Here is a 25,436-nt window from a genome sequence, read left to right as displayed (position 1 = left end):
GTCGATTTATTTCGAGCATAAAAATGGGCCGTTCCTGCCGGGAGCGGCCCTTTTCGTTGTTCTGCGTCTGGCAGGTGGCCGTTTCGCTACGGATGGTAGCGGGTCGGTGGACGCCTTATGCCGAAGCCGCCACTTTTCTCCGCCCCGCCCTCAGAGCCAGCACACCGCTGCCGACCAGCAGCAGGATGGCGACCGCGTAGATGTCGGTGGTTTCCGTGTACCCCACAGCCTTCGATAGAAATCCGGCCAGGATGGCAGGCAGGCTGAAGGCGAGGTAGCTCTGAATGTAGTAGGTCGAGAGCAGGCCGGCGCGCTCGTCGGGCTTGGCGAGCGGCATGATGCTGCGTACGGCGGCGAGGAAATTGGCGCCGAGGCCAGCGCCGGCGATCAGCGTGCCGGCGATCAGGATCGGCACTTGAGCCATATGCACGCCGGCAACGATGGTGAGAATGCCGAGCGTCATGGTGGATATCCCGAAAGTCAGCGTCGTTGCTGCAAGTTTTTTGCGCAGCAAGAATACAGTCGTCGCAGCGCTGACCGTCAACGCGGCAACCACGGAGCCGCCGACGAGGGGGGCGGTGCTACCTGTTGTGGCACTCACCAGTGACGGGATTAGCGAGAGATAAAAGCCGGCCACGGCCCAGACGGCGATATTAATCGGGGTCAATGCCAGCAGCGTTCGGCGGGCCTGTGGCGGGACGGTCGCTTCGGGCTTCAGCGAGGCAAGCAGGCCGGCCCTGCGGCGGGTCGTTTCGGGTATCATCCAGATCAGGGCGGCTTGTGCTACGAGAAGGACGAGCACGACTGCATAGACGAGGAACATCGGCGCCGGCGCATATTGCACCAGGGTGCTGGTACCGAGCGCGCCGATCGCCATGCCGGCCAGAGGCGCGATGCTGTTGGTGATCGAGCCCTTTATCGGATCGAGATCGACGAGGGCGGCGCCGATGGAGCTTGCCGCCGCACCGGTGGCAAAGCCCTGCACGATGCGGGCGGCAATCAACCAATTCGGACCGTCGGCCATTAAAAAAAGCGCCATCGCCACCATATTGAGGATGAGCGAGGCAAAGACCACCGGCCGGCGCCCGAGGTGATCGGAAATCGAGCCGACGATCAGCAGCGAGACGAGAAGGGCAAAGGCATAGACGGCAAAGATCACCGTGATCAGCACCGGTGAGAAGGCGAAGGCCTGCTGGTAGATGCGGTAGAGCGGCGTTGGCGCGGAGGAGGCGGCAAAGAAGGTGGCGCTGGTAGCGGCATAAAAGAGCGGTGCTAGCCGTCTGCCGACCGGGTTCTGTGAATTGGCGGTGGATTCGATCGTGGTCATCGCCTATATCCTGCCTTAAAGCTAAGATGTTGCGTTAGGTGGGATATAATATCTTGCGCAGATAAAAGCAAATAATTTGCGTTAGTGGTTTGTGGCTGTTTGCACAGACCGCCGGCAGCAAAGGGAAAGATTGGCATAGTTCATGGTTTCCAGGGAAAATCCACGTCCAGGTGGGCGCAGCGCCAGGGTTCAAGCCTCGGTGCATCAGGCGGTTCGCGATATGTTGGCCGTGATGGACCGTGCGGAGGTAACGATCCCGCTGATCGCGCAACGCGCCAATGTGACGCCATCGACGATCTATCGCCGCTGGGGCGATTTGCAAGATCTTCTGGCAGACGTCGCCGCCTCGCGCCTGCAGCCGGAGACAGAACCGGCCGAGACCGGCAGCGTCTATGAGGACCTGCAGGCCTGGGTCGAGCAATATGCCGACGAAATGTCCTCCGGCGCCGGGCGAGAGATGATCCGGGATATATTGTCGGTGCCCGACACGGCCAATGCGGAAAAGTGCAGCGGCTACACGCAGCAGCAATTGCGCGTCCTCATCGCCCGGGCGCAAGAGCGGGGCGAGCCGTTCCCGACGCTTACCGAACTGATGGATTACGTCATCTCGCCGATCATGTACCGCATCCTCTTCGAGCAGCCACCAAACGCCGAGTGTGTTCGCGGGCTGACATCGCGGGTAATACCGGAAGGTGCGGTGAAATCCTGAAGCGGCGGCCGGGCTAGCCGAATCACCCGATAGGGGGCGACACATTCTGTCGGCTTTGGTTGTGTTACCCGCAACTGACGAACAAGTAACCTGGCGATCACACTTAAAAATTGCTTAAATTGAACAATTCCTTTGGGATATGCGGACGCGGCTCAAGTATCATGCCATTTCGCTATTGAAAAATAATACAAAAGATGATGCTAATAGTTGCCAATGAATTCAACGGCAACGCGAAGGGGACTACTCAATGCTTAATGAATTCAAGGCATTTATCGCCAAAGGCAATGTCATGGATCTCGCCGTCGGCGTGATCATCGGCGGCGCTTTCGGCGGCATCGTAAAATCATTGGTTGACGATATCATCATGCCGATCGTCGGCGCGATTTTCGGCGGCTTCGATTTTTCGAATTACTTTATCGGCCTCGCCTCGGGGGTCAATGCGCCGACGCTTGCTGCGGCCCGTGCCCAGGGTGCAGTTCTCGCCTATGGTAGCTTCATCACCGTCCTCATCAACTTCCTGATCCTTGCCTGGATCATCTTCCTGATGGTCAAGGGCGTGAACACGCTGCGCAAGCAGGTAGAGCGCAAGAACGAAACGATCGCCGAGGCAGCTCCGCCGCCGGCAGATGTTCAGCTGCTCACCGAAATCCGCGATCTGCTCGCCAAGCGCTAAGACGCTTTTCGCGGCTCATTTTCAAAGCCTCGGCCTCGCAAGGGCCGGGGCTTTTATTCATCACGGAAATCGATCGGTCGCTAAGGCAAAGTCATGGGATTTGTCCGGCGTTCTGCTTTATGAAGGCGAAAACCGGAGACCTTGCATGTCGATATTGAATAGCCTCAGCCCGCGCGCGCTCGCCGCGCCCGAAAGCGGGATCGTGGAAGTCGTGAACTATGCCCGTGGCCGCGACGGCCTGCTGCCGCTCTGGGTCGGCGAGGGCGATCTGCCGACGCCGGATTTCATCAATCGCGCCGCCATGGCCTCACTCAACGCCGGCGAAACCTTCTACACCTGGCAACGCGGCATTCCGGAACTACGCCAGGCACTGTCGGCCTATTACGCCCGGCATTTCGGCGTCTCTCTGCCGATGGAGAATTTCTACGTCACCGGCTCCGGCATGCAGGCGATCCAGCTGTCGGTGCAGGCGATCACGTCTCCCGGCGATGAGATGATCTACCTCTCGCCCGCCTGGCCGAATATCGCGGCGGCGCTGGAGATCGCCGGCGCCCGCTCGGTCGGCGTGCCGCTGCAATTCGAGAATGGTAAGTGGACACTTGACCTCGAGCGGCTGACGGCGGCGATCACGCCAAGGACCAAGGGCCTGTTCATCAACACGCCGTCGAACCCGACCGGCTGGACGGCGACGCATCAGGACCTTTCCGATATCCTGGCGCTCGCCCGCGAGCACGGCCTCTGGATCATGGCCGACGAGATCTACGCGCTTTATTATTATGCCGGTGGCCGGGCGCCCTCCTTCCTCGACATCAAGGAAGCCGACGACAAGATCATGTTCGTCAATTCCTTCTCGAAGAACTGGTCGATGACCGGCTGGCGGGTCGGCTGGATCGTCGCGCCGGCCGAGATTGGCCAGGTGATGGAAAACCTCGTGCAATATTCGACCTCCGGCGTGGCACAGTTCATGCAGAAGGGCGCGGTTGCCGCACTGAACGAAGGCGACGATTTCGTCCGTTCCAACATCGCCAAGGCTACCCGCTCGCGCGATATTCTCTGCGATGCCCTGCTGGCCACCAACCGCGTCCAGACCCTGAAGCCGGACGGCGCGCTTTACGCCTTCCTGAAGATCGACGGCGTCACAGACAGCCGCAAGACCGCCATCGACATCGTCGACAAGACCGGCGTTGGCCTCGCACCCGGAACGGCCTTCGGCCAAGGCGGCGAACTCTTCCTGCGCGCCTGCTTCCTGCGTGATCCGGCACAGGTCGAGGATGCGGCCGAGCGGTTGAGCCGGTATGTTTTGAGTTTGTGAGCCCATAGGCTTGCTGGCAGATGAATTGACAAAACCCGGCCGCTGAGCCGGGTTTTTTGTGTGTTTGGCCTGGATCACTAAAATCCCACCAATCCCGAAAAACCTCCCCTAACCATAGCAACAAACTTCCCCTTCCAACGGCGTCCACAGCGCGCGCTTTTAATCAAATCGCACGAATACAACCCTCATATATCCCCTGCTTAAGACTTGGCGGGGACGCGAAGAATGACGGTGTTGGTGACGGGCGGAGCCGGTTATATCGGCAGCCATATGGTCTGGAAATTGCTGGATGCCGGCGAGGACGTGGTCGTTGTCGACCGCCTGTCCACCGGCTTTCGCTGGGCTGTTCCTTCGGCCGCGCGCTTCTATCTCGGTGATGCCGCCGATGAGGCCCTGTTACAGACGATCTTTGCCGAAAACGATATCGACGCCATCATTCACTTTGCCGGATCCTCGGTCGTGCCGGCCTCGATCGAAGACCCGCTTGGTTATTATGAGAACAATACCGGCAAGACACGCACCCTGATGAGCGCGGCTATCAGAGCCGGCATTCGCCATTTCGTCTTTTCGTCCACCGCCGCAGTCTATGGCTCGCAGCCCGCCGATAGACCCGTGAAGGAAAGTGCGCCCTTACTACCGGAAACGCCCTACGGCCAGTCCAAGCTGATGTCGGAGCTGATGCTGCGCGACGCTGCCACGGCGTATGATTTCCGCTATGTGGCGCTGCGCTATTTCAACGTTGCCGGCGCCGATTCGCAAGGGCGGGCTGGGCAATCGACCGATGGCGCCACCCATCTGGTCAAGGTTGCCTGCGAGGCCGCACTCGGCCGCCGCCGCCAGGTGGAGATCTACGGCACCGACTATCCGACGCATGACGGCACCGGCGTGCGCGACTATATCCACGTCTCCGATCTCGTCGATGCGCATCTGATGGCGCTCCGGCATCTGCGGGATGGCGGCCGGCCGCTTGTCGCCAATTGTGGCTATGGCGTCGGCTATTCGGTGCTGGATGTGCTGAACATGGTGATGCGCGTCCATGGCCGTGCCTTCCGGATTCACATGGCGCCGCGCCGGCCCGGCGATACCGCCAGTGTCGTCGCCGACGCCACGCTTGCCCATCGCGAACTTGGCTGGACGCCGAAGTATAATTGCATGGAGACGATCGTGCGCTCGTCGCTGGAATGGGAACTTCAGCTCGCCGACAGATCCGGCTTCGATGCCAGCGGCTTACGCAAGGTGTTCGCGGCACCCAGTCTTTGACATCGGATATTCAAGCCGATCCGTGGCCGAGAAAGGCCGGGGCATTGCGGTGCACTGCTTCCATCAGAAAATCGATAACAGTACGCACACGCGGCGACTGGCGCAGGTCGCGGTGGCAGGTGATCCAGTAGTGACGCTTCAGGTCGACGTCATCCGGCAGCACCATCTGAAGATCCGGATGCCGGCAGGCGATGAAGTAGGGTAATACGCAGAGCCCGAGCCCGTTCTTCGTCGCCGTCAATTGCGCGAAGATGCTGGAACTCTGGAATTGCGGCTTGATGCGCGGATGGATATCGCCGAGATAATCGAGACCGGGCGCGAAGATCATGTCTTCGATGTAGCCGACGAAGGCATGGTCCGGCAGATCGTTACGGCTCTCGACCGGCGGGTGGCTGGCAAGGTAGTCCCGCGATCCATAGACCTGCAGATGATAGTCGGTCAGTTTCTCGGTGAAGTAGGGGCCGGCTTTCGGTGGGTCGAGCACGACGACGATATCGGCTTCCTTGCGTGACAGCGACATGATCTGCTGGATCGTCACCAGCTCCAGCGAGATGTTCGGATAGCGCGTGGTGAACTCCGGCAGCATGGAGGTGAAGAAGAAGTTGGAAATGCCTTCCGGCGCGCTGATGCGCACCACGCCGCGCTGTGCCGCCGAGCCAACCGTCAGGTCTGCCCGCAGACGCTCGGTCTCCTGCTCCATCCTCTCCGCTGTCTCGATGAAGCGCTGACCCATGCCGGTCAGCACATAACCGCGCGGATTGCGCTCGAAGAGCTTGACCTTTAACGCGAATTCCAGCCGGTCTATCCGGCGTGATACGGTGGCGTGGCTGCTGCGCAATTGCCGCGCGGCGGTCGAAAGCTGCCCCGTCCTCGCCACGGCCAGGAAAAATTGCAGATCGTCCCAGGTGAAATGCGGCGCGCTCTTCATGTCTTCCTTTCTGTTCAAAAATGAACAGACCTTGTTTGGAATTAGTTCCAAACACCGCTTGCGTCAACGCACGATTTCCGTGATCTTGAATGTTAGGAAAGTCGTTTTGAGGAGAACGGCTCGCCAAATTTGAACAGATTCATGTTTGCCAAATCTCTGGGAGGAGAGGATATGCGAAAGAGTCTCATTGCATCCCTGGCACTTCTGCTTGCATCCGGCACCGCGGCCTTCGCGGCTGGCGCGTCCGACGGCGTGGTGAAGATCGGTATTCTGAACGACCAGTCTGGCGTCTATGCCGACTTCGGCGGCAAGTCCTCGGTGGAAGCGGCCAAGATGGCTGCGGAGGATTTCGGCGGCAAGGTGCTGGGCGTGCCGATCGAGATCATCAATGCCGATCACCAGAACAAGCCGGACATCGCCTCCAACATCGCCAGGCAATGGTATGACCAGGATAAGGTCGATGCCATCATGGAGCTGACGACCTCGTCGGTGGCGCTCGCCGTGCAGGCCGTCGCCAAGGAAAAGAAGAAGATCGATATCGTCACCGGCGCGGCGACGACGGATCTCACCGGCAAGCAGTGCTCGCCCTATGGCTTTCACTGGGCCTATGACACGCATGCGCTGGCCGTCGGCACCGGCGGCGCGCTGGTCAAGCAGGGCGGCGACACGTGGTTCTTCCTGACCGCCGACTATGCCTTCGGCTATTCGCTGGAGCAGCAGACCGGAGATTACGTCAAGGCAAGCGGCGGCAAGATCCTCGGTTCGGTGCGCCATCCGCTCTCGACCAACGATTTCTCGTCCTTCCTGCTGCAGGCGCAATCGTCCGGCGCCAAGGTCATCGGTCTTGCCAATGCCGGCCTCGACACGGCGAACGCCATCAAGCAGGCATCGGAATTCGGCATCACCCAGGGTGGCCAGCATCTGGCGGCGTTGCTCTTCACGCTCGCCGAAGTCCATGGCCTCGGCCTGCAGGCGGCGCAAGGGCTGACGCTGACCGAGGGCTATTACTGGAACCTCGACGACAAGAGCCGCGAATTCGGCAAGCGCTTCTTCGCCCGCACCGGCAAGATGCCGAACATGATCCATGCCGGCACCTATTCCGCCGTGCTGCAATATCTGAAGGCCGTGCAGAAGGCCGGCACCGACGACACCGAAGCGGTTGCCAAGGAGCTGCACGAAATGCCGGTCGACGACGTTTTCGGCCGTGGCGGCACGGTCGGCGCGAACGGCCGCATGATCCACGACATGTATCTTCTTCAGGTCAAGAAGCCCGAAGAGAGCAAGGAGCCGTGGGACTACTACAACGTGCTGGCGACCATCCCCGGCAAGGAAGCCTATATTGATCCGGCCAAGAGCGGCTGCGATCTGGTCAAGCCATGACCATGCGGGCGACCTGATGGCGATACCCGCGACAGAGCAACAGGAAGTGCCACGGGTGGTCTTGTCCGCCCGTGGTCTTCGCCGGGATTTCGGCGGCTTCACGGCCGTCAAGAATGTCGATCTCGATGTGCATGATGCCAGCGTCCACGCCCTCATCGGCCCGAACGGCGCCGGCAAGACGACGGTGTTCAACCTGCTCACCAAATTCCTGCAGCCGACGCATGGCACGATAACCCTGCTTGGCACCGATATTACCCAGACGAAGCCGGACAAGGTGGCGCGAATGGGACTGGTGCGTTCCTTCCAGATCTCTGCCGTCTTTCCACACCTGACCGTGCTCGACAATGTCCGCGTCGCCCTGCAGCGGCCGAACAATCTGGCGCATCAATTCTGGTTGCCGGTCTCGGCACTGGCGAGCCTTGACGACCGCGCCGAGCAACTGCTGGCGGCCGTCGGCCTGACGAAGGAGCGCGATGCCATCGCCGCCGATCTCTCCTATGGCCGCAAGCGCGTGCTGGAGATCGCAACGACGCTGGCGCTCGATCCGAAGGTGCTGCTGCTCGACGAGCCGATGGCCGGCATGGGGCTGGAGGACGTCAACACTGTCTCTGCCATCATCCGCGAGGTGGCGCGCACTCGTGCGGTGCTGATGGTCGAGCACAATCTCTCCGTCGTCGCCAATATCTGCCACCATGTCACGGTGCTGCAACGCGGTGAGATCCTTGCGGCCGGCGATTATGCCACGGTCAGCCAGGACCCGCGCGTCCGCGAGGCCTATATGGGCACGGAGGAGGACTGAGGATGGCGGCGCTACTCGAAGTCCAGGGTCTCAATGCCTGGTATGGCGAAAGCCACATATTGCACGGCGTCGACATGAAGGTCACCGAGGGCGAGACGATCACAATCCTCGGCCGCAACGGCGTCGGCAAGACGACGACGCTGCGCACCATCGTCGGCATCGTCCGGGCGCGCAAGGGTAAGATCGCCTTTGCCGGCGCCGACATGATGCAGGTGCCGCTGCATAAGACGGCGCATAAGGGCATCGGCTTCGTGCCGGAGGAGCGTGGCATCTTCTCGACGCTCACTGTCCATGAAAACCTGATGCTGCCGCCGGTGGTGGCTGCGGGCGGCATGACGGTGGACGAGATTTTCGAGCTGTTTCCCAATCTGCACGAGCGTCGCAACAGCCCCGGCACCAAGCTCTCCGGTGGAGAGCAGCAGATGCTCGCCATGGCCCGCATCCTGCGCACCGGCGTCCGCATGCTGCTGCTTGATGAACCGACGGAGGGGCTGGCCCCGGTCATCGTCCAGCGCATCGGCGAAGTGCTGAGGAAGTTGCGCGAGCGCGGCATGACCATTCTTCTGGTCGAGCAGAACTTCCGCTTCGCCAGCCGCATTGCCGATCGCTTCTATCTGATGGATCACGGCCAGATGGTCGCGGAGTTTCCGGTGGGTGAATTGCCGGAACGGATGGGCATGCTGCACAAGGTTCTGGGGGTTTGACGCCATGACCACGATATTCGGCATTCCGCTCCAGGCGCTTCTCGGCCAATTGTTGATCGGGCTGATCAACGGCTCCTTCTATGCGCTTTTGAGCCTCGGGCTCGCGATCATCTTCGGCATGCTCCGGGTGATCAATTTCGCCCATGGCGCTTTCTACATGCTCGGGGCCTTCACCGCCTATCTGCTGCTCGCCTATGCCGGCATCGGCTACTGGCCGGCGCTGGTGCTGGCGCCGCTGATCGTCGGCCTGTTCGGCGCCGTGGTCGAGCGCCTATGCCTGCGGCAGCTCTACAAGATCGATCCGCTCTACGGCCTACTGTTTACTTTCGGCATGGCGCTGACCATCGAGGGCACCTTCCGCTATCTCTATGGCTCCTCGGGCCAGCCCTATGCGGTGCCGGCGGCGCTTGCTGGTGCGAAGAACATCGGCTTCATGTTCCTGCCGGTCTATCGCGGCTGGGTGGTCGTCGCCTCGCTCGTGGTCTGCATCGGCACCTGGCTGTTGATCGAAAAGACCAGGCTCGGCGCCTATCTTCGCGCCGCGACGGAGAATTCGGTGCTGGTGCAGGTCTTCGGCGTCAATGTCCCGGTGCTGCTGACGCTGACCTATGGTTTCGGTGTGGCGCTTGCGGCCTTTGCCGGAGTGCTGGCCGCGCCCATCTATCAGGTCTCGCCGCTGATGGGATCGAACATGATTATTATCGTCTTTGCCGTCGTGGTCGTCGGCGGCATGGGCTCGATCATGGGCGCCATCGTCACCGGCTATATGCTGGGGGTCGCCGAGGGCCTGACCAAGGTCTTCTATCCGGAAGCCTCCAATATCGTCATCTTCGTGATCATGGCGATCGTGCTGCTCCTCAGGCCCGCGGGCCTCTTTGGTCGGGATGTGTGACATGACCGATATCACCTCGCCCAAATCCAGCACACGCCCGGCATTGACAGTGCAAAAGCTGCTGCTGCTTGCTGGCCTCGTCGTTCTGATCTGGGTGCCGTTCTTCATCTATCCCATCTTCGTCATGAAGGTGCTCTGCTTCGCGCTGTTTGCCTGCGCCTTCAATCTGCTGCTCGGCTATACCGGGCTGCTGTCCTTCGGCCACGCGACCTTTTTCGGCGGCGCTGCCTATTTCACCGCGCATGCGGTGAAGGAATGGGGCCTGCCGCCGGAACTTGGCATATTGATCGGCGTCGCCGGCGCGGCGCTGCTCGGCCTGATCATGGGCTTCGTCGCCATCCGCCGGCAGGGCATCTATTTCTCCATGATTACGCTGGCGCTGTCCTACATGTTCTATTTCTTCTGCCTGCAGGCGGAGTTCACCAAGGGCGAGGACGGCATCCAGTCGGTGCCGCGCGGCTATCTCCTAGGCATTCTCGATCTGAATAACGCCTTCAACATGTATTACTTCGTGCTGGCGGTGTTCATCATCGGCGTGCTGATCATCTGGCGTTTCATCAATTCGCCCTTCGGCATGATCCTGAAATCGATCCGAGAAAACGAGCAGCGGGCGATTTCGCTCGGCTATTCCGTGGCGCGCTACAAGCTCGGCGCCTTCGTCATGTCGGCCGCACTGGCCGGGCTCGCCGGCGCGGTCAAGGCGCTGGTCTTCCAGTTTGCGACGCTCACCGACGTCGCCTGGCAGATGTCCGGCGAGGTGATCCTCATGACGCTCCTCGGCGGCATCGGCACCTTGATCGGCCCGCTCTTCGGCGCCGGTCTGGTGGCGACGCTGGAAAACTATCTCGCCACCTCGGATTTCCCCGTCACCATCATCACCGGCATCGTCTTTATGGTCTGCGTCCTGCTATTCCGCCGCGGTATCATCGGCGAGTTCTATGCGTCGCGGCTGGGACGGAAGCTTGGGTTTGAATATCGACGGTAAGCTGGCAGGACATGGATCGCTTCGACTACATCATCATCGGTGCCGGCAGTGCCGGCTGCGTGCTGGCTAACCGGCTGTCCGCGGATCGCAACACCAGAGTGCTGCTGCTGGAGGCAGGGGGCAGTGACAATTACCACTGGATCCATATCCCGGTCGGCTATCTCTATTGCATCAACAATCCGCGCACCGACTGGTGCTTTACCACCACGCCGGAAGAGGGGCTGAACGGCCGCGCACTGAACTATCCGCGCGGCAAGGTGCTCGGCGGCTGCTCCTCGATCAACGGCATGATCTATATGCGCGGCCAGGCGCGCGACTACGATCTCTGGCGGCAGCTCGGCTGCGTCGGCTGGGGCTGGGACGATGTGCTGCCCTATTTCGTAAAGTCGGAGGATCATTACAGGGGCAAGGACGAGATGCATGGCGCTGGCGGCGAATGGCGCGTCGAGAAGGCCCGCGTGCGCTGGGCCGTGCTCGACGCCTTCCAGGCGGCAGCGCGGGAAGCCGGCATTCCCGAGACGGTGGATTTCAATCGCGGCGATAATGAAGGCTCCGGCTATTTTGACGTCAACCAGCGCTCCGGCATCCGTTGGAACACGGCGAAGGCCTTCCTGCGGCCAGCACTGAAACAGGGCAATCTCACCGTCCTCACCAAGGCGCAGGTACGCCGCCTCATCATCGAGGGAGATGCCGTTACCGGCGTCGAATTCCAGCATGACGGGGTGGCGAAGCGCGCCTATGCGACCCGGGAGACGGTCCTGTCGGCCGGATCGATCGGCTCGCCGCAGATCCTCGAACTCTCCGGCATCGGCCGCGGGGAGGTGTTGAGCGAGGCGGGTATCGACATGGTGCGCGAGGTCAAGGCGGTCGGCGAAAACCTGCAGGATCATCTGCAGCTGCGCATGGCCTACAAGGTGACGGGCGTGCCGACACTGAACGAGAAGGCGACGTCGATGTTCGGCAAGGCGGCGATCGGGCTCGAATACCTCGCGCGTCGCTCCGGCCCGATGGCGATGGCGCCGAGCCAGCTCGGCATCTTCACGCGCTCCGGTCCCGACAAGGAAACGCCGGACCTGCAATATCACGTGCAGCCGGTCTCGCTCGACAAGTTCGGCGATCCCGTCCATCCCTTTCCGGCGATCACCGCCAGCGTCTGCAATCTGAGGCCCGAGAGCCGCGGCTCGGTGCATATCCAGGGCCCCGATTTCGCCATGCAGCCGGCGATCAGCCCGAACTATCTCTCGGCATCGCGCGACCGCGAAATCGCGGTGCGTTCCATCCGCCTGACGCGGCGGATCGTGGCGCAGCCGTCTTTCGCCAAATTCCGGCCGGAAGAGTTCAAGCCCGGCCCTTCTTATCAGACCGATGCCGATCTCGATCGCGCCGCCGGCGATATCGGCACGACGATCTTTCATCCTGTCGGCACCTGCCGCATGGGTAGCGATCCGCAAAGCGTGGTCGATCCGCGCCTGCGGTTCCGGGCGTTGGCAAGGCTCAGGATCGCCGACGCCTCGGTGATGCCGTCGATCACCTCGGGCAATACCAACTCGCCGACCATCATGATTGCCGAAAAAGCCGCCGAGATGATCCTTGCCGACAACCGCTGAGCGCCTATTGATTAGGTAAGCAAGGATAAGGAGATTCGAATGGACAGCACGGACGAGGTCATCATCGAGCGCCGGGGATCGGCGGGTCTCATCCGCCTCAACCGGCCGCAGGCCCTGAACAGCCTGACACTGTCGATGATCCGGGCGATCGCACCGGCTCTGGATGGTTTCGCTGTCGATCCCTTCATCGCCAGCGTCATTGTCAAGGGAGAGGGCGAACGGGCCTTCTGTGCGGGCGGTGACATCCGCCTGCTGCACCAGAGCGGCAAGGAAAAATCGGAGGGCGCCGAGGCCTTCTGGCGCGAGGAGTTCCGTCTCAATCACGCCATCGCCCATTATCCCAAGCCCTATGTGGTGCTGATGGACGGCATCACCATGGGCGGCGGCGTCGGTCTCTCGGCGCATGGCAGCCATCGCGTCGTCACCGAGCGCACGCGGCTTGCCATGCCCGAAACCGGCATTGGCTATTTCCCCGATGTCGGCGCCACATGGCTGTTGCCGCGAGCACCCGGCGAGGCCGGCACCTGGATGGGTTTGACGGGCCTGATCATCAGCGCTGCCGATGCCATCCATGCCGGGCTGGCCGATCACGCTGTCGCGTCTTTGGACCTTCCGGCCCTGATCGAGGCGATCGCCGCACTGCCCGCCGCGGCATCCCCGGCGGATGTGCACAGGGCGATCTCGGCCATGGCGCTCGACACCGGGACAAGCCGTCTGACCGCCAACCGGGAGGCGATCGACCAGGCCTTCGCCCATAATACCGTCGAGGACATTCTGCAGGCGCTGGCGCAGGAGCCCGGCGATTTCGCTGCTGAAACCGCTGACGTGATCGCCACCCGCTCGCCGACCAGCCTGAAACTGACCCTGCGATTGTTGCGGGCCGGCCGGGCGAGCGCGAGCCTTGCCGAGTGCCTGAACCGTGAACTCGGTGCCTGCCTCGGCATATTGTATAATCCGGACTTCTACGAAGGCGTGCGCGCTGCCGTCATCGACAAGGACCGCAATCCGAAATGGTCGCCGGCGGTACTTGGCGAGGTCGATGCCGCAAGTATCGACCGCTTCTTCGTGCCGGCGCAACCGCCGCTTTTCGCGTAACGAGGATCTGGGAGGAGAGCATCATGACACGGATCGCATTCATCGGGCTTGGCAATATGGGTGGCCCGATGGCCGCCAATCTGGTCAAGGCCGGCCACGCCGTCATCGGCTTCGACCTCTCGCATGACATGCTGAAGGCGGCAGAGGCGACGGGCGTCAAGGCGGCAAGCGTGCTGACCGAGGCACTGGCGGACGCCGAAGCCGTCATCACCATGCTGCCAAAGGGTCAGCATGTGCTGACCGTCTGGACCGACATCTTGCGCTCGGTGCCGAAGGGCACGCTGCTGATCGACAGCTCCACCATCGATGTCGACAGCGCCCGCAAGGCGCATGCCATGGCCGGAGATGCCGGTTGCCTGTCGCTCGATGCGCCGGTCTCCGGCGGCACCGGTGGTGCTGCGGCCGGAACGCTGACCTTCATGGCCGGCGGCTCCCCGGAAAGTTTCGCGGCCGCCAAGCCGTTGCTGGAGGTGATGGGCCGCAAGATCGTCCATTGCGGCGAGGCGGGGGCCGGTCAGGCGGCGAAGATCTGCAACAACATGATCCTCGGCATTTCGATGATCGGCGTCTGCGAGGCCTTCGTTCTCGGCGAAAAGCTCGGTCTCTCGCATCAGGCGCTGTTCGATGTCGCCTCGACGTCTTCCGGGCAATGCTGGTCGATCAATACCTATTGCCCGGTGCCAGGCCCGGTGCCGACGTCACCCGCCAACAACGACTACAAGCCGGGCTTCGCGGCAGCGCTGATGCTGAAGGATCTGCGGCTGGCGCAGGAGGCGGCTCTGTCGAGCGGCGCATCGACGCCGCTGGGTGCCGAGGCGGCGCAACTCTTCGCTCTGTTCGAAAAGCAAGGCAATGGCGGCCGCGACTTCTCCGCGATCATCGAGATGTTTCGGGAAACAGCGCGAAGCTAACGCCACATACCACGCATCCGTGCCCCGACATCGACGCGCACCTGTCGCGCCTGGATGGCGGCCGGGCTGTCTGATCGCGCCTGCGGCCAGCCGCAGACTTCGAAGAATTGTAAGAGCGTCACCGGAATGAAGCGCGTACGCGAGGCAAAGACATGCCGGTCGCCCTGCGCATGCTGGCCGTGGGTGAAGAAGCGTTGCGGGATGACGAGGTCGAGGCTGTCCTTGGCGCGCGTCATCGCAACATAGAGCAGCCGTCGCTCCTCCTCGATCTCGGCGGATGATCCCACAGCGAGGTCGGCCGGTATGCAGCCGTCCACGGCGTTGAGCAGGAAGACCTTCGTCCATTCCTGGCCCTTGGCGGAATGGATGGTTGAAAGGATGAGATAGTCCTCGTCGAGCAGCGGCACGCCCGCCTGGTCGCTGGTGGCATCGGGTGGGTCGAGCGTCAGTTCGGTGAGGAAGCGCTCGCGCGAGCCATAGCCGCCGGCGATCTGCTCGAGCTGGATCAGGTCGGCCAGCCGCGTCGGGGCATCCTCATGCGCCCGCTCCAGATGCGGCTCGTACCATTGCCGTACCAAGCCGATTTCGGCCGGCCAGCCGGCCTTGCCGCTCTTCAGCTCCTGCATGGTCGCAACGAAACCCGTCCAGTCCTCGCCCGAGCGTGGCGGTGCCGGAAACTCGGCAAGAGCCGCCATCGGGCTGGCTTCTTCGGCGATATGGTCGAGCACGCGCTGGGCAGTCGAGGGGCCGACGCCCGGAAGCAGCTGCATCAGCCGGAAGCCGGCGACGCGGTCGCGCGGGTTCTGGGCGAAACGAAGAGCGGCCAGCATATCCTTGACATGGGCGCTGTCGAGAAACTTCAGCCCGCCGAATTTGACGAAGGGAATGTTGCGGCGGGTCAGCTCGATTTCCAGCGGCCCGCTGTGGCTTGAGGTGCGGAACAGCACGGCCTGCTGCTTCAGCTTCGCACCGCTCTCGCGGTTTTCCAGCACCTGGTCGGCGATATAGCGCGCCTGATCGGCCTCGTCGCGCACCGTCACCAGCCGCGGACGCTCGGCGCTCTGGCGTTCGGTGCGCAGATTCTTGGTGAAGCGCTCCGAAGCGAGGTCGATCACCGCATTGGCGGCGGCAAGGATCGGCTGCGTCGAGCGGTAGTTGCGGTCGAGCGTGACGATATTGGCTGATGGCGTGAAGGCCGTGGGGAAATCGAGAATGTTGCGCACCGTCGCGGCGCGGAAGGAATAGATCGACTGCGCATCGTCGCCGACGACGGTCAGCCCCTGGCCATCGGGCTTCAGGGCCAGGAGGATCGACGATTGCAGCCGGTTGGTATCCTGATATTCGTCGACCAGCACATGGTCGAAGCGGCCGCCAATGTCTTGCGCGATCAGTGGTTCGTGAAGCATATGCGCCCAGTAGAGCAGCAGGTCGTCGTAATCGAGGACGTTCTGCGCCTGCTTGGCCTCGACATAGGCGGCGAAGAGGTCGCGCAGCTGCTTGTCCCAGGTGGCGCACCAGGGGAAGAAATCGCGCAGCATCTCTTCGAGCGGCGCTTCGGAATTGACGGCGCGGGAATAGATGGCAAGGCACGTTCCCTTGGTCGGGAAGCGGCTTTCCAGCTTGGAGAAGCCGAGATCGTGCCGAATGAGGTTCATCAGATCGGCGCTGTCCTCGCGATCATGGATCGTGAAGGCCGGATCGAGACCGATCTGCTCGGCATAATCCCTGAGAAGCCGCGCTCCGATGCCGTGAAACGTGCCGGTCCAGGCGAGCGCGTCGGCCATGATGCCGGCATTGGCGCCCAGCACCTCGCGGCAGATGCGCTCGACGCGGCGACCCATTTCTGCGGCGGCGCGGCGGGAAAAGGTCATCAGCAGGATACGGCGGGGATCGGCGCCCTTGACGATCAGATGCGCGACGCGATGGGCAAGCGTGTTGGTCTTGCCGGAGCCTGCGCCGGCGATCACCAGCAGCGGCCCGGCAATATGGCTGCCTTCGACCATGGTGCCATGCTCCACCGCCAGCCGCTGCTCCGGGTTCAGCTTTTCCAGATAGGCGGCGCTCATGGGCTCTCCTGAAGGCTTCGCACGGCAGGCGCGCGAATGCGGAATCGGCGGCGAATCACGATCGCAATCATATCCGAATGTTCGATGAATGTTCCCAATTGTCCAAAACTGTCAAGTTCGGTCGGTTTTACACGCCGATGTGACCCTCCCGCCAAGGAACTACTTCAGATTTAATGAATGCCTGCTCGAAAACAGCCTTTTGCGTACTTATGTAACATTTATGACAGTCGAGTTTCGGAGCGCATAGGCGAGGGTTCCAGAGCATGAACGAGACAATCGCCACCGGATTGCGCCAGCCTGGAGGGCCGGTTGCCCTGTCGGATGGGCACGTCGCGTTTGTGGAGATGGGCGACAGCCGTCGTTGCCTGACCGTGATTGCCACCAACGGAACGCGCCATGAAATCTGCCGGCCCGGCGGTCGGCCGAGCGGCCTTGCAGTCGACGGCGATAATTGTTTCTGGGTAGCCGGCGGCCCGGAAAATTCCCTGGTTCGGCTCTCTCCGGAAGGCCGGATGCTGCAGGTCATCGAAGGCGGCAGCGACGGCCCGTTTCTCTATCCCAACGATCTTGCCTTCGGCCCCGACGGCCTGCTTTACATGACCGATTCCGGTGTCCGTGCCTCCGATCTGCTCGAAGGCGCCGATATCAATCCGGATTTCTTCCGAGCTCCGTATAACGGCCGCGTCTATCAAATCGATCCCGGCGAAGGCCGCGTGCTGCGGGTGCTTGCGACCGGCCTGCTCCATACCAGCGGTATCGCGTTCGGGCCGGACGGGCGGCTTTATTACAGCGAGACCCTGACCGGGAAAATCCATCGTCAGATCGTCGGTGCGCGGCAGGAACTGTTTGCCCAGGTGATACCCGCACCCGCCATCACGGCGCTGCGCGGCCCCGCCGGCATGGCCTTCGATCGCGATGGCATGCTTTATTGCGCGCTCCATGGGTTGGGTGAGGTCTGCCTGATCGATCCCGCCGGAAAGACGGCCGGCCGGATCCGTACCAACGGCATGCGGCCGGGCAACGTCGCCTTCACGCCCGACGGCAAATATATGCTCATTACCGAGCAGGAAAACGGTGCTTTGGAAAGAATAGTGGCGCCGCGTCCGGGGCTGCCACTGCATATGCCGTCTATCTAGCATACTAGCCCGAAGGCCGCTTGGACATGCCCGGTGGCCGGGCATGTCCTCATTCATGTCGATCCGCTACTTATGCGGCGGGGATCTGCTTGTTGTCCTTGCCGGGCTTGTCGTCAGCCGGCGTTGCATCGTTGGCAACCGCCTTGGCATGGCGGCGGCGCCAGTCGCCGAGGAAGAGCAGGATCGGCGCAGCGATGAAGATCGATGAGGCGCCAGCGACAAGTATGCCGAACACCATCGGGATCGCGAAGCTGGAAACGGCGCTGCCGCCCCAGATCGCCATCGGCACCAGCGCCAGGAAGGCGGTGGCGTTGGTATAGAGGCTTCGCGCCAGGGTCTCGTTGATCGACTTGTCGATGATATCTCGCAGCGGCATCGACTTATAGAGCCGCATGTTTTCACGCATGCGGTCATAGACCACGACCTTGTCGTTCACGGAATATCCCACAAGCGTCAGGATCGCGGCGATGGCCGTCAGGTTGAAATCGAGGCCAGTGATCGCGAAGAAGCCGATCGCCTTGGTGACGTCGAGTATCAGCGTGACGATGGCGCCGACCGCAAACGGCCATTCGAACCGCACCCAGATGTAGACGAGCATCGCCAAGCTGGCGATCACGACCGACAGGATGCCGGCCCAGGCAAGCTCGCCCGAGACCTTCGGACCGATGACGTCGGTGCCTTCAATGGTCGCGGCCGGGTCGATCTTGGTGATTTCTGCCTTGAGCTTGGTCACCGCGGCTGTCTGTGCCTCTTCGCCTCCGTCCTGGCGCTGGGCGCGGACAAGGATGCTGTTGTTGTCGCCGAAAGATTGCAGTGAGATTTCGCCGAGGCCGAGTGTGTTCAGGCCCTCGCGGAAGGTCGACAAATCGGCCGCGTCCTTGGTCTTGACCGACATCTGGATGCCGCCGCGGAAATCGACGCCGTAGTTGAGGCCCGGATGGATGAACAGGACCACCGAGGCGATCGACAGGATCGCCGAGACGGTGATGCCAAAGAAACGGGCCTTCATGAACTGGATGTGCCTGTCATAGGGGCTGAAGGGGATCAGCGGCCTGATGTTGAGCACCTTCAGCTTGCGGCGACGGGTAATGGCGATCATCACGACGCGCACGAAGGCGACGGAGGTGAACATCGAGATAATGAGGCCGAGACCCATGGTCACGGCAAAGCCGCGAACCGGGCCGGAGCCGAAGTAGAACAGGATGGCGGCGGCGATCAGGGCCGTCATATTGCCGTCGATAATCGTCGAATAAGCCTTCTTGAAGCCGTTATCGATGGCGGCGAAGGCGCCGCGGCCCTTGCGGGTTTCTTCGCGGATACGCTCGTTGATGAGAACGTTGGCATCAACCGCAAGGCCGATACCGAGCACGATGCCGGCGATGCCGGGCAACGTCAGCGTGGCGCCGACCAACGTCAGGGCCGAGAAGGTCAGGATCGTGTGGATGAGCAGCGCAACATTTGCGAGGATCCCCCAGGCCCCATAGAGCACGAAGATGAAGGCTGCAACCAAGACGAAGCCTACCAGGCCGCTATAGATGCCCTTCTGGATCGCGTCGGCGCCGAGGTCGGCGCCGACAGTGCGTTCTTCGATGACCGTCAGCTTGGCCGGCAGGGCGCCGGCGCGCAGCAGGGCTGCGAGCGTCGTGGCGCTGTCGGCGGTGAAGTTGCCGGAAATCTGGCCCGAACCGCCGGTGATCGGCTCACGGATGTTCGGCGCGCTCAGCACCTTGTTGTCGAGCACGATGGCGAAAGGCTTGCCGACATTTTCGCGGGTGATTTCCGCAAAGCGGTTGGCACCGGCGCTGTCGAAGCGGAAGGTGACGAGCGGCTCATGCGTGTTCGGATCGAAGCTGACGCGGGCATCGGTCAGGCGGTCGCCGGAAAGCTCGATACGATCGAGGACCGGATAGCTCTGGCCCCGGTCGTCCTTGAGGATCGTAACGCCGGGGCCGGGATTGTTCGGATCGACGTTATCGGCGAGCAGATGGAAGGACATCTTCGCGGTCGAGCCGAGAAGCTGGCGCAGATGCGAGGGGTCCTGCGCGCCCGGTAGCTGCACGAGAACGCGGTTGGGGCCGACGCGCTGGATGGTCGGTTCGGCGACGCCCACCTGGTCGACGCGCTTGCGGATGACTTCCAGGCTCTGCTGGACGGCGGAATCGACGTTGCTGGCGATACCGGCCTTCGAGAAGGACATGGTGATCGCGCCGCCGTTCGGAGCGATCGTCAGGTCGGACTGACCGGCCGAAAGACCGGATGTGATCGTGTTGGCAAGCGTCTGCAGCTGGGTCACCGCATCGCCGCTCTGCGTCGGATCGGTAAGCGTTACGACGATCTGATCACCGTTACGCACGATCGAGCGGGTCAGGATGTTCTTGTCGCGCAGGACGCGGCGAGAGTCCTGTTGCAAGGATTGCAGCCGACCGTTGGTCAGGTCTTTCTCGTCGACTTCGAGGACGAGATATGAACCGCCGCGAAGGTCGAGGCCGAGGGCAACCTGGCTGTGCGGCAGCCAGGCCGGAATTTTGCTCAGGACTGACTGCGGAAGCACGTTCGGCAGGGCGACGAGAAGGCCAAGCACGATGATCACTGAGTAGAGTGCCACCAGCCATGGTGAAGTGCGCATGGGTATTATCCTTGGAGATACGCTGATGCCAGCGGCGGGGCCGCTGGCGGACGTAGGTCATGTCGGGGATGCGCCGACAGGCGCGTTAACCGGTCAGACGAAGCTGGCCGGCGGGGCGCGGGCGAGATAGGCGCGAAGTGCAAAGATGTCCGGCCGTGTGATGTCGCCGCGGTCACGCGGCTGCCACGGGTCGATGAGACGTCCGAAAGACGGAATGGCCGCGAGCGTTACCGGCCCGATATCATGCCAGGTGGCTTTCGGCAGGGCCGTGCGATCGGCGACCGCAATGCCGCGCACCGGATCGCGCTGGGCTATATAAAGCGGTTGGCTGTCTCTGCCGGAGGAAAAGGCTTCCGCATCCGCCCGCGCGGCGAGATTGATGCCGCCGCCAAGCGCCAGCCCGAGATAGGCGAAGAAAGCGACGAACAAAGAGGCGATCACGCGCGTTCCGGCGTGGTGCGTCCTCTCATCGTTCTCTTCGTTGTCGGCGGCGCCGAATTCGAACGGGTTCAACGGTTATAAAGGCCTTCATTCCTTCGCCGGAGCAGGTTCCGACGGTTCGCTCATGATATCAGGACGCTCCGCGTCTTCATAGTGCGGCCTGTCATGATGCACTTGAGCGAGCCGGTCAACCATGCCCAGCGCAATTTCCCGCTCTCCCATGATGACGGTATCGGCGCCATATTGCTTCAGCACGTCGATTTCGGCGTCGGAATGTGCGCGGGCAACGATCAGGATCGACGGGTTGATGGCGCGCGCCTGTTCCGCCGCGCTGCAGGCTTCGAAGGTGTTGGGAATGGCGATGACCAGGCTGCGAGCCTCGACGATATTGGCATATCCCAGGGTCTTCGCGGAGGCTGCATTGCCGTAGATCGTCTCGATCCCCGCCTGCTTGAGTTCGGCGATGCGCTTCTCGGCATCTTCGATGACCACGAAGGGCGTTCCGGAAGATTTGAGGTTTTCCCCGACAATGCTGCCGACGCGGCCGTAACCGATCAGGATGGCGTGGCCGGTGAGCGTAACCGTGCGCTCTTCCTCGTCGACGGTGACGGTCTGCTCGGCGGCGGCAGGCTGGGCTTCGGTCGCCGCGGGTTGTTCCGCCTGCGCGGTGGGCTCGACGACCTCCGGCACTTCGCTCGGGCGCTTGCCGTCCAGTCTCTTCCGCAGCCAGTCGCAGCCGAAAAAGACGAGCGGATTGAGGATGATCGAAATGATCGCACCGCCGAGAATCAGGTCGCGGCCTTCGCTTGGCAATAGGCCGAGCTCGACGCCGAGGGCGGCGAGGATGAAGGAGAATTCGCCGATTTGCGCCAGACTGGCCGAGATGACCAATGCCGTACTCATCGGCTTGCGGAAGGCCAGAACGATGAAGAAGGCGGCAGCCGATTTGCCGATAACGATGATGAAAACGGTCGCCAGCAGCGGCAGCGGATTGTCGATCAGGATGTTCGGGTCGAAAAGCATGCCGACCGAGACGAAGAACAGCACGGCGAAAGCATCGCGCAGTGGCAGGCTTTCCTGTGCTGCGCGGTGGCTGAGCTCACTTTCCGCCAGGATCATGCCGGCGAAGAAGGCGCCGAGCGCCAGCGACACGCCGAAGAGTTTCGCGGCCCCGAAAGCGACGCCGAGCGCGATGGCCAGCACGCCGAGGCGGAAGAGCTCGCGCGAGCCGGTATGGGCGATGCGGTGCAGGATCCAAGGAATGATCCGTCGGCCGACGACCAGCATCAGCCCGACGAAGGCGGCGACCTTGAGGAGCGTCATGCCGATGATGCCGCTGAGGCCCATATCGAGACCGAACAACCGGTTGACGGCGGCCGACAGCGGCTCGACCGCGCCATGGCCATCGCCGGAAATGCTGGCGGCTGCGGGAATGAGGACAAGGGCCAGCACCATGGCCAGATCCTCGACAATCAGCCATCCCACAGCGATCTTGCCGCGCTCGGTCTCGACCAGTCGCCGTTCCTGCAGGGCTTTCAACAGAACGACCGTCGAAGCGACGGAGAGCGCCAGGCCGAAGACCAGGCTGCCGCCGAGCGGCCAGCCCATCAGGGAGCCGAGCCCCCAGCCGAGCAGGGTGGCAAAGCCGATCTGGACAATGGCACCCGGAACCGCGATGCCGCGTACCGACAGCAGGTCCTTCAGCGAAAAATGCAGGCCGACGCCGAACATCAGGAGGATGACGCCGATCTCGGCCAGTTCCGGCGCAAGGCTCTGGTCAGCAACGAAACCCGGCGTATGCGGGCCTGCCAGCACACCGGCGATGAGATAACCGACAAGCGGCGGCAGTTTGAACCTGTTGGCGATGGCGCCGAAGATGAATGCCAGCACGAGGCCCATGACGATGGTCGAAATCAAAGGCGTGTCGTGTGGCATTGCCATTCTCCTCGATACTGGAAATCCCGCGCAGTTTATGACATATTTGGCTTATGTTGACCAATATGGGTGGTTTTTGGTTGTGAATCAAGGCGGTAAACCAATGATTCTCACCCCTGCGCTCTGCCGCGCGGCGCGTGGGCTGCTGGACTGGACGCAGTCGGACATTGCCGAAAGGGCCGGCGTGTCACGAAGCACGATTCGGGATTACGAAGGCGGTCATCATGACATTCATCGGGCGACGGAGGCGCAATTGCGCCTCGCCTTCGAAGAGGGTGGTGTCGTCTTCGCGGAGATACCGGAGCTTGGCTGGGGCGTCTGTCCGCGTCGCACCCCGAACCAGCGCTAGGGCCAGGCTTAGGGATTGGGTGCCAGGCAGGCGGGCGAAACGCGATAGGCGTAGATCGTCTTGCCCTTTTTGTAACCGAATTCCGGCGACCAGCTCTTGATCAGCTCCGATCGACCAGCCGTGCAATCGAGCGGCGCGTCGTCGACATAGAGCACGTCGGCGGTGGTATTCGAGGGCAGCGAGAAATTCTGTTCGTAATAGCTCTTCGGGAAGCCGCCGAAGTTGCGGGCATGGATGCGATAGGGCCTGTCCTTCAGCGTATAGAACAGATCACCAAGAATATCCCGGTCGCTGGAGACGATTTCCGGCAAGTTCGCCTTGGTGGCGATATCGGCGACCTCCAGGCTGATCGCGCTGCGGCCGACATAGCGCTTCATTACCAGATCGCCGTTCGGCAGCTTGATGTCGTAGGCAAGGACGGTCAGCACCGGCAGCAGGAAGGCGACGACAGCACCGATGATCAGCGAGACGACAAGGCCTTTCTTCGTCAGACGGTAAAGTATCCAGACGGCAAGGATGGTACCGGCGGCATAGGCGGCGACGGCCCAATTGGCATAGGCTTTGGCGAACAGCGCCTGCAACGTGATCATGGCGACGACCGGGACCGACAGCCAGACAAGCAGCTTTTCCCTGCCGTCGCTTTTTCCGCGGATCATCCGCCAGGCAGCCCAGAGCATGGCGTAGAAGATGATGGGGCCGACGACGCCGAATTGCGCACCGAGGAAACCGAGCCCGCCGAGCAGGTGCTGCACCAGTCCGCCGCCGCTACCCCCGCCATTCCACCGGGCGATGCTCTCGGTATGGCGCACCGTCGCCGCGTCATGGGCGAAGTTCCACCAGAGGTTCGGGGAAACGACGATGGCGCCGATGATGGCGGCGATGATCACGTCGCGCCAGGCAATGCGCGCCGAACGCAGTGTCAGCATCGCGATGCCGACACCCGGCAGCAGGAAGAGCACCGAATATTTCGTCAGGAAGGCGATGCCGAGGCTGGCGCCGAGGATCAGCGCCCCCAGCACCGACGAGCGCCGGGTGAGGCCAAGAAAGGCCCAGATGGCGATGGTGACGAACAGGATCTGGATCGTATCGGTCGATACCAGCACCGCAGACAGCGAGGCGGCCGGCAGGGTGACGAAGATGACCCCGACCCAGGGCGCGATCTCTTCTCCCGTATCCCCGGCAAACAGCCGCCGTGTGGTCAGCATCAGCATCAGCGCGGTGGCAAGATGGAAGAGCGGCGCGGAAACGCGGATCCAGAAGGTCGAGTCCGATCCCGATATCGTATTGAAGAAGCGGATGACCCAGGCGATCATCGGCGGCTTGGAATAATAGCCGAAATCGAGGTTCTGTCCCCAGAACCAGTATTGCGCCTCGTCGACGAACAGGTCCGTCCTGTTGAAGACGAGCATGATCACGCGCCAAAGCGTGATGCCGAAGATGATGGCGAGAGCAAGCCGCAGTGAAAGTTTCTGGTGGCTTGTTTCGGAATAGGTCGTATCGGACATTGACAGATCGATCTCGGTGCCGGGTCGTGAGGCTTCATACGGAACTATCGAGCTCGACGCCAGCTCCCGATGCGCGGGAAAGACGGCGAAAAGCGCGGCGCGATGCCGCGCACATAGGACCCTTTCATGAGGGATTTGTGTCGCCTTTGGGCGTTGGAAAGGAATTCCAGGCGCCGGCGCTAACGATATATTGAAGCGTCTTCCTCCGGTAGCGGCCTCTCAAGCCAGGTGGCGCACAAGTCGAGGTGTTCCCGCGTCACAGAAAATGTGTCGGGCGGCAGGTCCTGGTTACGCGCCTCGACACGGTTAAGCAGTTCCTCAAAAGGCGGGTCCAGAAAGATTAATCGGGCCTCGGCGCCTGCCTTTGACGCCAGCGCTCGTGCATCGTCGCGCTCTACTCGACGGAAGAATCCAAATTCCAAGACTACGTCGCACCCCAGACGAAGAACCTTGTCGGCCAGCTCCAACTGCAACTGCTGGACCGCACGTCGTCTGTCGGCATCGTAGCCGTCCCCAACAACTCGCGCCATCCATACGTCTGGAGACAGCAGCAATGCCGGGCATTCCCGTTCAAGGCATTTGCCAATTGTGGTTTTTCCCGCCCCAGGCAGCCCCATCAACATGTATAATGTTGCCATAGATCACCTTCCACAGCACTTACACGTCCATCTTGGCGGCGCAACTCGTCTTGCGTTCTCAGTCTGATGTCGCACCTAGACTAGGACGCGGACTCATTAGCTGAAGCGATCCATATCCTCGTTGCGGCGAGTTTGAGGCCGGCAAGGTAGTTGTCCGC

The 25,436-nt window shown here is 62.0% G+C and carries 22 protein-coding genes; 14 read left to right on the top strand and 8 right to left on the bottom strand.

What is annotated here, in order from left to right:
• Nucleotides 1-115: 115 nt before the first annotated feature.
• Nucleotides 116-1,327: an MFS transporter gene (locus AB6803_RS14545; RefSeq protein WP_371109552.1), complete on the bottom strand. Its 1,212-nt coding sequence runs from the start codon at nucleotides 1,325-1,327 to the stop codon at nucleotides 116-118.
• Between the two features lie 142 nt (nucleotides 1,328-1,469).
• Between AB6803_RS14545 and AB6803_RS14540 the strand changes: the two genes are divergently transcribed.
• From AB6803_RS14540 to galE, 4 genes are all read left to right on the top strand, one after another.
• A complete protein-coding gene (locus AB6803_RS14540; RefSeq protein ID WP_371109551.1) occupies nucleotides 1,470-2,036 on the top strand; it encodes a TetR-like C-terminal domain-containing protein in 567 nt (188 codons plus the stop codon).
• A 247-nt stretch (nucleotides 2,037-2,283) separates the two neighbouring features.
• Nucleotides 2,284-2,709 carry a large conductance mechanosensitive channel protein MscL gene (gene mscL, locus AB6803_RS14535; RefSeq protein ID WP_371109550.1) on the top strand — a complete coding sequence of 142 codons (426 nt, stop codon included), beginning with the start codon at nucleotides 2,284-2,286 and terminating at the stop codon, nucleotides 2,707-2,709.
• Between the two features lie 145 nt (nucleotides 2,710-2,854).
• Complete coding sequence (locus AB6803_RS14530) at nucleotides 2,855-4,021, top strand: pyridoxal phosphate-dependent aminotransferase (RefSeq protein ID WP_371109549.1); 1,167 nt, start codon at nucleotides 2,855-2,857, stop codon at nucleotides 4,019-4,021.
• A gap of 225 nt (nucleotides 4,022-4,246) precedes the next feature.
• On the top strand, nucleotides 4,247-5,281 hold the full coding sequence (gene galE, locus AB6803_RS14525; RefSeq protein WP_371109548.1) for a UDP-glucose 4-epimerase GalE: 1,035 nt from the start codon (nucleotides 4,247-4,249) through the stop codon (nucleotides 5,279-5,281).
• A gap of 10 nt (nucleotides 5,282-5,291) precedes the next feature.
• On the opposite strand, the gene AB6803_RS14520 is transcribed toward galE, so the two are convergent.
• On the bottom strand, nucleotides 5,292-6,209 hold the full coding sequence (locus AB6803_RS14520; RefSeq protein WP_371109547.1) for a LysR family transcriptional regulator: 918 nt from the start codon (nucleotides 6,207-6,209) through the stop codon (nucleotides 5,292-5,294).
• Nucleotides 6,210-6,380: 171 nt separating this feature from the next.
• Here AB6803_RS14520 and AB6803_RS14515 point away from each other — a divergent pair, with 171 nt between their 5' ends.
• Genes AB6803_RS14515 through mmsB form a run of 8 tightly spaced genes read left to right on the top strand, consistent with a single transcriptional unit; the run spans nucleotide 6,381 to nucleotide 14,582 of the window.
• Nucleotides 6,381-7,589 carry an ABC transporter substrate-binding protein gene (locus AB6803_RS14515; protein WP_007695670.1) on the top strand — a complete coding sequence of 403 codons (1,209 nt, stop codon included), beginning with the start codon at nucleotides 6,381-6,383 and terminating at the stop codon, nucleotides 7,587-7,589.
• A 16-nt stretch (nucleotides 7,590-7,605) separates the two neighbouring features.
• On the top strand, nucleotides 7,606-8,388 hold the full coding sequence (locus AB6803_RS14510; protein ID WP_371109944.1) for an ABC transporter ATP-binding protein: 783 nt from the start codon (nucleotides 7,606-7,608) through the stop codon (nucleotides 8,386-8,388).
• A 2-nt stretch (nucleotides 8,389-8,390) separates the two neighbouring features.
• Complete coding sequence (locus AB6803_RS14505) at nucleotides 8,391-9,092, top strand: ABC transporter ATP-binding protein (RefSeq protein WP_371109546.1); 702 nt, start codon at nucleotides 8,391-8,393, stop codon at nucleotides 9,090-9,092.
• A gap of 4 nt (nucleotides 9,093-9,096) precedes the next feature.
• Complete coding sequence (locus AB6803_RS14500) at nucleotides 9,097-9,984, top strand: branched-chain amino acid ABC transporter permease (RefSeq protein WP_371109545.1); 888 nt, start codon at nucleotides 9,097-9,099, stop codon at nucleotides 9,982-9,984.
• 1 nt (nucleotide 9,985) lies between these two features.
• Nucleotides 9,986-10,969 carry a branched-chain amino acid ABC transporter permease gene (locus AB6803_RS14495; protein ID WP_371109544.1) on the top strand — a complete coding sequence of 328 codons (984 nt, stop codon included), beginning with the start codon at nucleotides 9,986-9,988 and terminating at the stop codon, nucleotides 10,967-10,969.
• An 11-nt stretch (nucleotides 10,970-10,980) separates the two neighbouring features.
• Nucleotides 10,981-12,576 carry a GMC family oxidoreductase gene (locus AB6803_RS14490; protein WP_371109543.1) on the top strand — a complete coding sequence of 532 codons (1,596 nt, stop codon included), beginning with the start codon at nucleotides 10,981-10,983 and terminating at the stop codon, nucleotides 12,574-12,576.
• Between the two features lie 39 nt (nucleotides 12,577-12,615).
• The gene (locus AB6803_RS14485) at nucleotides 12,616-13,671 is read left to right on the top strand and encodes an enoyl-CoA hydratase/isomerase family protein (RefSeq protein WP_371109542.1); all 1,056 of its coding nucleotides are present in this window, start codon (nucleotides 12,616-12,618) and stop codon (nucleotides 13,669-13,671) included.
• A 23-nt stretch (nucleotides 13,672-13,694) separates the two neighbouring features.
• A complete protein-coding gene (gene mmsB / locus AB6803_RS14480; RefSeq protein ID WP_371109541.1) occupies nucleotides 13,695-14,582 on the top strand; it encodes a 3-hydroxyisobutyrate dehydrogenase in 888 nt (295 codons plus the stop codon).
• Here the strand turns inward: mmsB and AB6803_RS14475 are convergent.
• Nucleotides 14,579-16,648: an ATP-dependent helicase gene (locus AB6803_RS14475; RefSeq protein ID WP_371109540.1), complete on the bottom strand. Its 2,070-nt coding sequence runs from the start codon at nucleotides 16,646-16,648 to the stop codon at nucleotides 14,579-14,581. The genes mmsB and AB6803_RS14475 overlap by 4 nt on opposite strands.
• Nucleotides 16,649-16,911: 263 nt before the next feature.
• On the opposite strand from AB6803_RS14475, the gene AB6803_RS14470 reads away from it, so the two are divergent.
• Nucleotides 16,912-17,784 (top strand): SMP-30/gluconolactonase/LRE family protein, encoded by an 873-nt coding sequence (locus tag AB6803_RS14470; protein WP_371109539.1) that lies wholly within the window; start codon nucleotides 16,912-16,914, stop codon nucleotides 17,782-17,784.
• A gap of 70 nt (nucleotides 17,785-17,854) precedes the next feature.
• On the opposite strand, the gene secD is transcribed toward AB6803_RS14470, so the two are convergent.
• From secD to ybaL, 3 genes are all read right to left on the bottom strand, one after another.
• Nucleotides 17,855-20,410 (bottom strand): protein translocase subunit SecD, encoded by a 2,556-nt coding sequence (gene secD / locus AB6803_RS14465; RefSeq protein WP_371109538.1) that lies wholly within the window; start codon nucleotides 20,408-20,410, stop codon nucleotides 17,855-17,857.
• A 93-nt stretch (nucleotides 20,411-20,503) separates the two neighbouring features.
• A complete protein-coding gene (locus AB6803_RS14460) occupies nucleotides 20,504-20,923 on the bottom strand; it encodes a hypothetical protein (RefSeq protein ID WP_371109537.1) in 420 nt (139 codons plus the stop codon).
• Nucleotides 20,924-20,938: 15 nt separating this feature from the next.
• Nucleotides 20,939-22,786 (bottom strand): YbaL family putative K(+) efflux transporter, encoded by a 1,848-nt coding sequence (gene ybaL, locus AB6803_RS14455; protein WP_371109536.1) that lies wholly within the window; start codon nucleotides 22,784-22,786, stop codon nucleotides 20,939-20,941.
• 37 nt (nucleotides 22,787-22,823) lie between these two features.
• Here ybaL and AB6803_RS14450 point away from each other — a divergent pair, with 37 nt between their 5' ends.
• Entirely contained in the window at nucleotides 22,824-23,135 is a 312-nt protein-coding gene (locus tag AB6803_RS14450) for a helix-turn-helix domain-containing protein (protein ID WP_371109943.1), read from the top strand.
• Between the two features lie 8 nt (nucleotides 23,136-23,143).
• Here AB6803_RS14450 and AB6803_RS14445 read toward each other — a convergent pair whose 3' ends face one another.
• Both AB6803_RS14445 and AB6803_RS14440 read right to left on the bottom strand, forming a co-directional pair.
• Nucleotides 23,144-24,640, bottom strand: coding sequence for an ArnT family glycosyltransferase (locus AB6803_RS14445; protein ID WP_371109535.1), 1,497 nt, complete (start codon nucleotides 24,638-24,640; stop codon nucleotides 23,144-23,146).
• 179 nt (nucleotides 24,641-24,819) lie between these two features.
• On the bottom strand, nucleotides 24,820-25,278 hold the full coding sequence (locus AB6803_RS14440; protein WP_371109534.1) for an AAA family ATPase: 459 nt from the start codon (nucleotides 25,276-25,278) through the stop codon (nucleotides 24,820-24,822).
• Nucleotides 25,279-25,436 lie beyond the last annotated feature (158 nt).

The sequence above is a fragment of the Rhizobium sp. RCC_161_2 genome, assembly GCF_041355235.1.
GTDB lineage: Bacteria > Pseudomonadota > Alphaproteobacteria > Rhizobiales > Rhizobiaceae > Rhizobium.
Note: the sequence above shows the minus strand (reverse complement) of the source record. Positions and strands in the feature narration are given on the sequence as shown.

Excerpts from the sequence above, each read along its gene's own strand:
- AB6803_RS14545 (WP_371109552.1), bottom strand. The coding sequence starts at position 1,327 with ATGACCACGATCGAATCCACCGCCAATTCACAGAACCCGGTCGGCAGA.
- AB6803_RS14540 (WP_371109551.1), top strand. The coding sequence starts at position 1,470 with ATGGTTTCCAGGGAAAATCCACGTCCAGGTGGGCGCAGCGCCAGGGTT.
- mscL (WP_371109550.1), top strand. The coding sequence starts at position 2,284 with ATGCTTAATGAATTCAAGGCATTTATCGCCAAAGGCAATGTCATGGAT.
- AB6803_RS14530 (WP_371109549.1), top strand. The coding sequence starts at position 2,855 with ATGTCGATATTGAATAGCCTCAGCCCGCGCGCGCTCGCCGCGCCCGAA.
- galE (WP_371109548.1), top strand. The coding sequence starts at position 4,247 with ATGACGGTGTTGGTGACGGGCGGAGCCGGTTATATCGGCAGCCATATG.
- AB6803_RS14520 (WP_371109547.1), bottom strand. The coding sequence starts at position 6,209 with ATGAAGAGCGCGCCGCATTTCACCTGGGACGATCTGCAATTTTTCCTG.
- AB6803_RS14515 (WP_007695670.1), top strand. The coding sequence starts at position 6,381 with ATGCGAAAGAGTCTCATTGCATCCCTGGCACTTCTGCTTGCATCCGGC.
- AB6803_RS14510 (WP_371109944.1), top strand. The coding sequence starts at position 7,606 with ATGGCGATACCCGCGACAGAGCAACAGGAAGTGCCACGGGTGGTCTTG.
- AB6803_RS14505 (WP_371109546.1), top strand. The coding sequence starts at position 8,391 with ATGGCGGCGCTACTCGAAGTCCAGGGTCTCAATGCCTGGTATGGCGAA.
- AB6803_RS14500 (WP_371109545.1), top strand. The coding sequence starts at position 9,097 with ATGACCACGATATTCGGCATTCCGCTCCAGGCGCTTCTCGGCCAATTG.
- AB6803_RS14495 (WP_371109544.1), top strand. The coding sequence starts at position 9,986 with ATGACCGATATCACCTCGCCCAAATCCAGCACACGCCCGGCATTGACA.
- AB6803_RS14490 (WP_371109543.1), top strand. The coding sequence starts at position 10,981 with ATGGATCGCTTCGACTACATCATCATCGGTGCCGGCAGTGCCGGCTGC.
- AB6803_RS14485 (WP_371109542.1), top strand. The coding sequence starts at position 12,616 with ATGGACAGCACGGACGAGGTCATCATCGAGCGCCGGGGATCGGCGGGT.
- mmsB (WP_371109541.1), top strand. The coding sequence starts at position 13,695 with ATGACACGGATCGCATTCATCGGGCTTGGCAATATGGGTGGCCCGATG.
- AB6803_RS14475 (WP_371109540.1), bottom strand. The coding sequence starts at position 16,648 with ATGAGCGCCGCCTATCTGGAAAAGCTGAACCCGGAGCAGCGGCTGGCG.
- AB6803_RS14470 (WP_371109539.1), top strand. The coding sequence starts at position 16,912 with ATGAACGAGACAATCGCCACCGGATTGCGCCAGCCTGGAGGGCCGGTT.
- secD (WP_371109538.1), bottom strand. The coding sequence starts at position 20,410 with ATGCGCACTTCACCATGGCTGGTGGCACTCTACTCAGTGATCATCGTG.
- ybaL (WP_371109536.1), bottom strand. The coding sequence starts at position 22,786 with ATGCCACACGACACGCCTTTGATTTCGACCATCGTCATGGGCCTCGTG.
- AB6803_RS14450 (WP_371109943.1), top strand. The coding sequence starts at position 22,824 with ATGACATATTTGGCTTATGTTGACCAATATGGGTGGTTTTTGGTTGTG.
- AB6803_RS14445 (WP_371109535.1), bottom strand. The coding sequence starts at position 24,640 with ATGTCCGATACGACCTATTCCGAAACAAGCCACCAGAAACTTTCACTG.
- AB6803_RS14440 (WP_371109534.1), bottom strand. The coding sequence starts at position 25,278 with ATGGCAACATTATACATGTTGATGGGGCTGCCTGGGGCGGGAAAAACC.